Below are 8,505 nucleotides of genomic sequence, written 5' to 3'. Positions count from 1 at the left end.
CGCGGGCTGGGCCTCGGCGCGGCCGGCATCGCGCTGGTGGCCGCGGTGCCGATCGGGCTGCTGCCGCTGGCCGTGCCGTCCTCCTGGGCGCCCAAGCCGAGCGAGGCGGCGCTGGTGCGGGCGGCCGCACTGATCCCGGACGGGGCGTCCGTCGAGGCGGACAACCAGATCGCGCCGCGGCTGACCGCCCGGACGGACGTGGTGCTGGTCGACGGCACGCCGCGCGGGCGCGAGTACGTGCTCACCCGGGGCGACAAGCGCTCCTTCCCGTTCAAGACGGACAAGGAGCAGGCCGAGCGGATCCAGCTGCTGCTGGCGCACGGCTACCGGCAGCTGTGGGCCGAGGACGGGGTCGTGCTGCTGCACCGGGAGGGCGACGAGCCGATCCCCGGCGAGCACGTGCCGGGGCCGGGCAGCGAGCCGGTCCAGGACGAGGTCCCGTCCGACGTGGGGCACAACCTGTTCCGCGGCTGAGCGCGGCTTCCCGCAGACGCCGGAGGGCCGGCCGGAACGACGTCCGGCCGGCCCTCCGGGGGTGCCTCAGGGGCGGTCCGAGCCGGCGTGGCTGCCGCTCTGGTGGGAGCCCTGGGACGGGACGGCACCGTAGCGGCCGGGCCGGTGGCCGTGCGGGTGCCGGGTCAGGTTGTAGCCGAGGACACCGGCCAGCGCGGCCAGGAAGCCGCCGCCGATCGTCCAGTACCAGCGGCTGTTCCAGCCGGAGAACCAGCCGGTGTACCAGTGCTCCTCCTGGGCCACCGGGGCGGCCGCCTTGGCCGTGGCGGCGCCGCCGCCGGCCGGCGGGACCAGCGGGGCCTTCAGCTCGCCGCCCTCGGGCTGGGCGTTGTCGGCGTCGCCCTTGGCGGCGACGTGCAGCTGGACCGAGGAGGCCAGGCCGAGGTCGGGCTGCGGCACGTCGCCGACCGACAGGCGCACGTAGTAGGTGCCGGGCAGCGGGTCGCCGGACCACGGTTCGGCCCAGGTGCGGACCTCGCGCAGGGTGCAGCTCAGCGCCAGGGTGCCGGCGCTCTGGTCGGCGGTGGCGTTCTGGGTGCCGGCGGTGCACGACTGGCGGCGGCGCAGCCCGTCGAAGACCTCGACGGACCAGGTCTGCGGGCCGTGCCGGTCGGCGGCGGGGGCCAGGTTGACGGTCAGGCCGACCGTCGGGGTCTGGCCCTCGGAGGCGCCGAACGCCCAGTACAGGTAGTCACCCGTGGAGACGGAGACCTTGGCGTCCTGGCCGGGGGAGAGGTTGACCGCGGTCAGGAAGGAGGTGCCGGCCTTGGTGGCCGGGGCCGGGGTGCCGCTCGCGCTGGCCGAGGGGGACGGCGAGGCGGCCGAGGCGGCCGGGGCGCCCAGGGCCAGGGCGGGCAGCAGGGCGAGGGCGGCGAGGGCGCCGCGAAGCGTCGTACGCATGGTCAGTTCTCCCGCCAGACGGCGATCCGCCAGCGCGCGATCCAGCCGAAGACCAGACCGAAGGCCAGGCCGGCCAGGGTGAGGGTGAGCAGCAGGATCCAGCCGCGGCCGAGGCCCATCGCGGCGCCCTCCGGGGCGGGCGAGGCGGAGGCCAGGTCGACGGTCAGCTCCAGCGGCAGGCCGGGGTCGGCCTGGACGCCGGCCTGCGGGGCCAGCGAGTTGCTGACGACCAGGCAGACGGTGGTCTCCGGCTTCTCCTTGGCGTCCTTGGACGCGGTGGGGCCGGTGGTGACGTAGCCCTTGGAGTCGTCGGTGGACCAGCGCAGGCCGGTGGAGACCACGTCGGTGCGGGAGCTGCCGGCGTCGGTGCCGCGGACCAGCTCCTGGCCGGTCGCGCTGGTGGCCTGGAGCAGCACCCCGTAGTCCCGGGCCACCGGGCGGTCGAGGGCGACGCTGACCGAGGCGCGCAGCTCCTGGCCCGACTTGACCGGGACCTTGTAGACGCGGTGCTCGGAGAACTTCTCGCGGTCGGTGTAGACGCCCGGGGCGAGCACCGGGGCGCTCTCGCACTTGTCGGTGCCGGTGGTCTTGACCGGGGTCACCGTGTAGGTGTCGTTGGAGCGGTCGACCAGCTGCTTCACCTTGTCGGTGAGCTGCTCCTGGGTGCGGACGTCGGTGTAGGTGCCGCCGGTCGCGTTGGCGATGCAGAGCAGCTGCTGGCGGGTCTTGTCGTCGTGGGCCAGGCCCAGGGTGTCGACCACCAGGTGGATGCCCTGGGAGGCCAGCTCGCGGGCGACGTCACAGGGGTCGGGCGGGGTGCAGGTGTCCTCGCCGTCGGTGATCAGCACCACGCGGCGGGTGGTCTCGCCCTTGCCGAGGTCCTGGGCGGCGCCGCGCAGGGCCAGGCCGATCGGGGTGAAGCCGGTGGGCCGCAGGGTGGCGACGGCGGTCTTGGCCTCGACCTTGTTGGTCTTGCCGACCGGGTAGAGCTGCTTGGTATCCAGGCAGCCCTGGGCCTTGTCGTTGCCGGGGTAGGTCGCGCCCAGGGTGCGGATGCCGAACTCGGTCTCCGCGGGCAGCGCGTCGATCACCTCGTTCAGCGACTGCTGGGCCACCGAGATGCGGCTCTTGCCCTGGATGTCCGCCTCGCGCATGGAGCCGCTGACGTCCAGGACGAGGTCGACCCGGGGGGCCTCCTTGCCCGCGGGGGCGTTCCCGGCTGGTGGTTCGTCGGCGTGGGCGGGCAGGCCGAGGAGCAGCGAGGCGCTCGTTATCGCCAGGGCTGCCAGCAGGCTGCCGAGCCTGGTCTGTGGTCGTCGTCCGGTATTCACCCGCCCGATCCTAGGGAGCATCAGTTCGCCCTGGCGAAACGAGTCCGGTTCGTGCGCCGACCCGCCCCGGTGTGAACTCCGGCGCGTGGACGGGGAGTCGGTGCTCACGCCGGCCTTACCGGGGCTGGATAGCCTTCCGTGAACAACGGACCGGAAGGGGGCCCGATGGAGCTGGCGGCGGTCGGCAAACGGTACGGGCGGCGGGGGCGGTGGATCCTGCGCGGGGTCGATCTGAGGGTCGGCCCGGGCGAGTTGGTGCGGATCGCCGGGCGGAACGGGAGCGGAAAGTCGACGCTGCTGCGGATGGCCGCAGGGATCGAGCGGCCGAGCACGGGGCGGGTGGTGCGGCCCGGCCCGACGGCGTACGTGCCCGAGCGCTTCCCGCCGGCGCTTCCCTTCGACGCCGCGTCCTACCTGCTGCGGGTGGGCCGGGTGCACGGGCTGTCGGCGGCGCGGGCGCGGCAGCGGGCGGAGGAGTGGCTGGACCGGTTCGGTGTCGCGGACCGGGCGGGCACGCCGCTGAGCCGGCTGTCGAAGGGCACCTGCCAGAAGGTCGCGGTCGCCCAGGCACTGCTCCCCGAGGCGCGGGTGCTGCTGCTGGACGAGGCCTGGACCGGGCTGGACCTGCAGGCCCGGGCGGTGCTGGACGAGGCGGCCGCCGAGCGGGCGGCGGCGGGCGGCACGGTGCTGTTCGTCGACCACGACCCGGCCCGGCTGGCCGGGCTGGCCGGCGCCGCGTACCGGGTCGGCGCGGACGGTGCGCTGCGGCCCGTCGAGGGCGGGGAGGGGGAGCCGCCGCGGGACGGTCCGGCGATGGTGGTCGAGGTGGACGTCCCGGACGGCTCCCCGCTGCCGGAGTGGCTCCCGGGCATGCCGGAGGTCACCGCGCTGGCCGGGACGGCGGTGCGGCTGGTGGTGCCCGCCGTGCACTCGGACGCGCTGCTGCGTCGGCTGCTGCTGGGCCGTCCGGCCGTCCGGGTGCTGGCGGTGCGGCGGCGCGAGGAGGGGGAGCGGTGATGGCGCAGACCGGTGCGCTGACCCGGTACCACCTGGAGCTGCTGCTGCGCTCGCACGCCTGGCTGCCGCCGTTCCTGGCGTACGCGCTGCTGCTGGTGGTCGGGGTGGCGGCGGGCGATCCGCTGCTGGGCGGTCTCGGCTTCGGCGCGGGGGTGCTGCTGCCGGTGAGCGCCTGGTACGTGCGCAGCGCGCTGAGCGCGGAGCCGCCGGCCTCGCGGGCCTGCCTGGTGGCGGCGGCGGGCCCCGTCCGGGTCCATCTGGGTGCGCTGCTGGCGGCGCTGACGGTGTCGCTGGTGCTGGCCGTCGGCCAGGTGGCGGCGGTGTGGTGGACCAGCGGGCCGGTGGCCGACTCGGGGGCGCGGCAGGAGCCGGGGGCCGGGCCGGCGGTGCTGGCCGGGCTGGTGGCCTCCGTGGTCTGCGCGCTGCTCGGGGTGCTGGCCGGGGCGGTGGCGAACCGGCCGGTGCTGGTCCACGCGCAGTACGGCATTCCGGCGGCGCTGGCGCTGGCCACGCTGCTGCTGGTGGTGCCGGTCTCGCCGGCCAACACGGCGGTGAGCGGGCTGGTGTCGGCGGCCCGGACCGGCCGGGTCGCGGTGCCGTGGGCGAGCCTGCTGGTCGCCGCCGTCCTGCTGGCCGCGGTCGGCGCGGGGGTGGCGGCGCTGGCCGGGCGGCGGCCGGAGTGACGGCCCGGGGGCGAACCGGCGAGCCCGGGCGATTTCGGCAATGGCGGACACACCGCAGCGAAGAGTCCGTACATGTGGATAGCACTCGTTAGGGTGACGAAACGGGACAGGGGCGCCACCGCACCGGCGCCCGGACCCGGCCGGCCTGTCCGACACCCTGGAAGGACCCCGCAATGAGCAACCTCTTCGCGATCGCCTACCCGGACCTCGCCACCGCCCAGACGGTGCGCAACGAGGCGATCGGGCTCCAGAAGCAGAAGCTGATCGAGCTGGAGGACGCGGTCGTCGTCGAGCGTCGCGCGGACGGCAGGATCAAGCTCCACCAGCAGGTCAGCACGACCGGCGCGGGCGCCGCGAGCGGTGCGCTCTGGGGCGGGGTCATCGGCCTGCTGTTCTTCATGCCCCTGGTGGGCGCGGCGGTCGGCGGCGCGACCGGGGCGGCGGTCGGTGCCTCCACCGACATCGGCGTGGACGACGACTTCATGCGCCAGGTCGGCGAGCACCTCCAGCCCGGCACCGCCGCCGTCTTCCTGCTGGTGCGCAAGGCGACCGCCGACAAGGTCGTCCCGGCGCTCGCCCGCTACGGCGGGCAGATCATCCAGACCTCGCTCTCGGCCGAGGCCGAGGCCGAGCTCAAGGCGACCGTCGAGGCCTCCCGCGCGTAGGGCGTGTCGCCCGGCCCTCCCTGTCCGACCGCCGATCGGGGCGGACCGGCCCCTCCCGGTCCGCCCCGATCGGCGTTCCCCGGCCGTCGGCACCGCGCGCCGGGAACCGCCGCCGGGCCGGACCGGTGCTCGGCGGGATGCCCTCGCGGGGGTGCTGAGCTGCTGCTTTACCCACCGAGTGGCAGAAGCGCCGTTTACGAAGTGTCCGGTTTGTACAGTACTATGCGCCAATTCGGACAATGCGCCGGTTCGGACTGTTCGTTTGCGACACTGGTGCTTTCGCCGGGTACTGTCCCATGTTTGTTCGGTTGATCCCCCGATGACCCGCAAGGGCGTTTCGGGTGACCAGCCGCCAGGACACCCTCCCCCGCCCAGAAGGACCGCAGTTTTGGCCAGCAACACCCTTGGTGCGCGTCTGCTGCGACGCAAGCCCGTCTCGACACTGATCGCGGAGACCGAAGGCAAGGACGCCCTCCCGGCCGGCGCGCCCGAGGAGGGCGGGCGCTCCGGCATCCACCTGCGCCGTTCGATCGGCCTGTGGCAGCTGTCCTCGATCGGCATCGGCGCGACCATCGGCACCGGCATCTTCTTCGTGCTGAACACCGCGGTGCCCTCGGCCGGCCCGGCCGTCATCCTGTCCTTCGTGATCGCCGCGGTCACCGCCGGACTCACCGCGCTCTGCTACGCCGAGATGGCCTCCGCGATCCCGGTCTCCGGTTCCTCGTACTCCTACGCCTACGCCACCCTCGGCGAGGGCGTCGCCTTCGGCGTCGGCGTCTGCCTGCTGATGGAGTACGGCGTCTCCGCCTCCGCGATCGCGGTGACCTGGGCCGAGTACCTGAACAAGTTCTTCGACCTGGCCTTCGGGTTCACGATCCCCGAGCAGTTCTCCGGCGCGCCGGACAGCACCCACTGGTTCAACCTGCCCGCGCTGCTGCTGGTCGCGATGGTCTGCTTCCTGCTGATCCGCGGCGTCAGCGAGTCGGTGAAGGTCAACGCGGTGATGGTCGCGATCAAGATCCTGATCCTGCTGATGTTCATCTGCGTGGCGCTGACCGGCTTCCACTCCGGCAACCTGACCCCGTTCATGCCGCTCGGCATCAGCGGCGTCCAGATCGCCGCGTCCAGCATCTTCTTCTCCTTCATCGGCCTGGACGCCGTGTCCACCGCCGGTGAGGAGGTCAAGAACCCGCGCCGCACCCTGCCGATGGCGATCATCATCTCGCTGGTCGTGGTGACCCTGCTCTACATCCTGGTCGCCCTGGCCGGCATCGGCGCCCAGCCCTGGCAGAAGTTCGAGGGCCAGGAGGCCGGCCTCGCCCAGATCCTCCAGGACATCACCGGCCAGAGCTGGCCCGCGATGGTCTTCGCGTTCGGCGCGATCGTCTCGATCTTCAGCATCACCCTCGTGGTGATCTACGGCCAGACCCGCATCCTGTACTCGATGGGCCGCGACGGCCTGCTGCCCCGGCGCTTCGCCGAGCTCTCCCCGCGCACCGGCACCCCGATCTGGAACACCGTCGTGGTGGGCCTCGGCGTGGGCGCGCTGGCCGCGTTCGTCCCGCTGCGGGTCCTGGCCGACATCACCAGCCTCGGGACGCTGATCGCCTTCTCGGTGGTCTCGATCGGCGTGATCGTGCTGCGCCGCACCCAGCCCGACCTGCCGCGCGGCTTCAAGGTGCCCGGCTACCCGGTCGTCCCGCTGCTCAGCATCGGCTTCTGCATCTACCTGATCAAGGGCCTGCACGCCGACACCTTCCGGGCCGGGGCGATCGCCCTCGGCGTCGCCGTGGTGGTCTACTTCGGCTACAGCATCAAGCACTCCCGGCTGGAGCGGGCCGAGCGGCAGTCCGTGTCCTCGGACAACACCCCCGGCTGACCCGGAAGCAAACCCCGTGTGAAGGGCCGCCGACCGCCACGGCACCCGGCGGCCCTTTTCACGCCATCGCCCGTCCGGTGTCCGCCGTCTTGGCGACAGGGCCCGGTCCCCACCCATAACCTTCCACCATGGTGAGCACCCGCACGCCCGGCTACTCCCGCCCGCGCGGCCGCTTCACCGGCCGCGGCAGAACGCCGGCCAAGACCTCCGCGACCGAGGCGTCGTCCCGAACCGGACGACCGCCGCGCGGCTTCTCCGCCCGGCCCTTCCCCCGCCAGCGTGGCGAGAGCACCTTCCCGCCCACGCCCGGTCGGCTGAATGCCGCCGGGCTCGCCGGGCTCGCCTCGATGCGGACCGTCCAACTGCTCGGCTGCCTGGTCGCGGCCGGCTGGGCCGCCGCCTTCCCGCTCGTCTCCGACCTGGCCAACCAGCGGCTGTGGGGCATGATCGCGGCCCCCGCCTACGTCCTGGCCGGACTGCTCTGCCTGACCCTGCCGCGCCGCTTCGCGGCCCACGCCGCCGCCGCGGTCGCCCTCGTCGGGGCCGTCCTGGTCCCGCTCGGGCTGCTCGCCCTGCAGGGCCGCCACCAGTCCGAGGTCATGGTGGTCGAACGCTCGGCCCACCTCCTGCTCACCACCGGTACCGCGTACCTGCCGCACCCGGTGGTGGTCACCGACTACAACCCGTACCTGCCGGCGATGTCCCTGTTCGGGATGCCGCGCCAGCTGCTCGGCGACTCCACCGCCTTCGCGCGGGTCGCCGGGGACGCCCGGATCTGGTTCGCGCTGACCTTCTTCGTCTGCCTGCTGGCCGCCTGGCGGCTGCTGCGGCGCTCCCGCCCCGGCAGCGGCGACCCGCGCGCGCCGCTACTGCCGCTGGCCGTCCTCACCGCCTCGCCGCTGATCGCGCTCGCCCTGGTGGTCGGCGGGGTGGACCTGCCGCTGATCGGGGTCTGCTGCCTGGCCATGGCGCTCGCCGAGCGGGACCGCACGGTCGGAGCCGGGCTGGTGCTCGCCCTCGCCTGCACCCTGAAGTGGACGGCCTGGCCCGCGCTGCCGGTCGCCGTCCTGCTGCTCTGGCGGCTGTACGGCCGGCGGCCCGCGGCCCGGACCGCGCTGATCGGGGTCGGGGTGAGTGCGCTGGTGATCCTGCCGTCCGCGCTGGCCCAGCCGGACGCGCTGCGCGAACAGGTGGTGCGCTTCCCGCTCGGGATGACGGCGATCCGCACCCCGGCGGGCAGCCCGCTGCCCGGCAAGGTACTGGCCGGCTTCGGGCCGACCGGGCACGCGATCTCGCTGGCGCTGATGACCGTGGCCCTGGTCGCGGTGGCGATCTGGCTGCTGGCCCGGCCGCCGGTCTCCGCGATCGCGGCGGCCGACCTGCTGGCCGCCGGGCTCGCGATCGCCTTCATGCTGGCCCCGGCCGGACGGTTCGGGTACCTGGCGCTGCCGGCGGTGCTGGTGATCTGGCCCCGGCTGGCGGCCGGGCGCTGGAGCAGCCGGCGCACGGCCCCGCCC

Annotated in this window: 7 protein-coding genes and 1 pseudogene; 6 read left to right on the top strand and 2 right to left on the bottom strand. The window is 74.1% G+C overall.

What is annotated here, in order from left to right:
• Positions 1 to 474, top strand: a pseudogene (locus tag KS423_RS31035) (DUF2079 domain-containing protein); the annotation flags it as partial.
• A 66-nt stretch (positions 475 to 540) separates the two neighbouring features.
• Here KS423_RS31035 and KS423_RS31030 read toward each other — a convergent pair.
• Positions 541 to 1,413 carry a peptidase gene (locus KS423_RS31030; RefSeq protein ID WP_224283096.1) on the bottom strand — a complete coding sequence of 291 codons (873 nt, stop codon included), beginning with the start codon at positions 1,411 to 1,413 and terminating at the stop codon, positions 541 to 543.
• Between the two features lie 2 nt (positions 1,414 to 1,415).
• A complete protein-coding gene (locus KS423_RS31025; protein WP_224283095.1) occupies positions 1,416 to 2,744 on the bottom strand; it encodes a VWA domain-containing protein in 1,329 nt (442 codons plus the stop codon).
• 165 nt (positions 2,745 to 2,909) lie between these two features.
• Here KS423_RS31025 and KS423_RS31020 point away from each other — a divergent pair, with 165 nt between their 5' ends.
• From KS423_RS31020 to KS423_RS31000, 5 genes are all read left to right on the top strand, one after another.
• On the top strand, positions 2,910 to 3,761 hold the full coding sequence (locus KS423_RS31020; protein WP_224283094.1) for an ATP-binding cassette domain-containing protein: 852 nt from the start codon (positions 2,910 to 2,912) through the stop codon (positions 3,759 to 3,761).
• Positions 3,761 to 4,444, top strand: a complete 684-nt coding sequence (locus KS423_RS31015) for an ABC transporter (RefSeq protein WP_224283093.1) — start codon at positions 3,761 to 3,763, stop codon at positions 4,442 to 4,444. The genes KS423_RS31020 and KS423_RS31015 overlap by 1 nt, the downstream gene beginning before the upstream one ends.
• Before the next feature lie 173 nt (positions 4,445 to 4,617).
• Entirely contained in the window at positions 4,618 to 5,109 is a 492-nt protein-coding gene (locus KS423_RS31010) for a DUF1269 domain-containing protein (protein WP_224283092.1), read from the top strand.
• 319 nt (positions 5,110 to 5,428) lie between these two features.
• Positions 5,429 to 6,988 carry an amino acid permease gene (locus tag KS423_RS31005; RefSeq protein ID WP_224283091.1) on the top strand — a complete coding sequence of 520 codons (1,560 nt, stop codon included), beginning with the start codon at positions 5,429 to 5,431 and terminating at the stop codon, positions 6,986 to 6,988.
• A gap of 128 nt (positions 6,989 to 7,116) precedes the next feature.
• On the top strand, positions 7,117 to 8,505 hold a 1,389-nt coding region (locus KS423_RS31000; RefSeq protein WP_224283090.1), incomplete at its 3' end, for a glycosyltransferase 87 family protein.

Source organism: Streptomyces sp. LS1784, assembly GCF_020103755.1.
In the GTDB taxonomy this organism is placed as follows: domain Bacteria; phylum Actinomycetota; class Actinomycetes; order Streptomycetales; family Streptomycetaceae; genus Kitasatospora.
The sequence above is the reverse complement of the archived record's forward strand: the minus strand, read 5'-3'. Positions and strand labels throughout refer to the sequence as shown.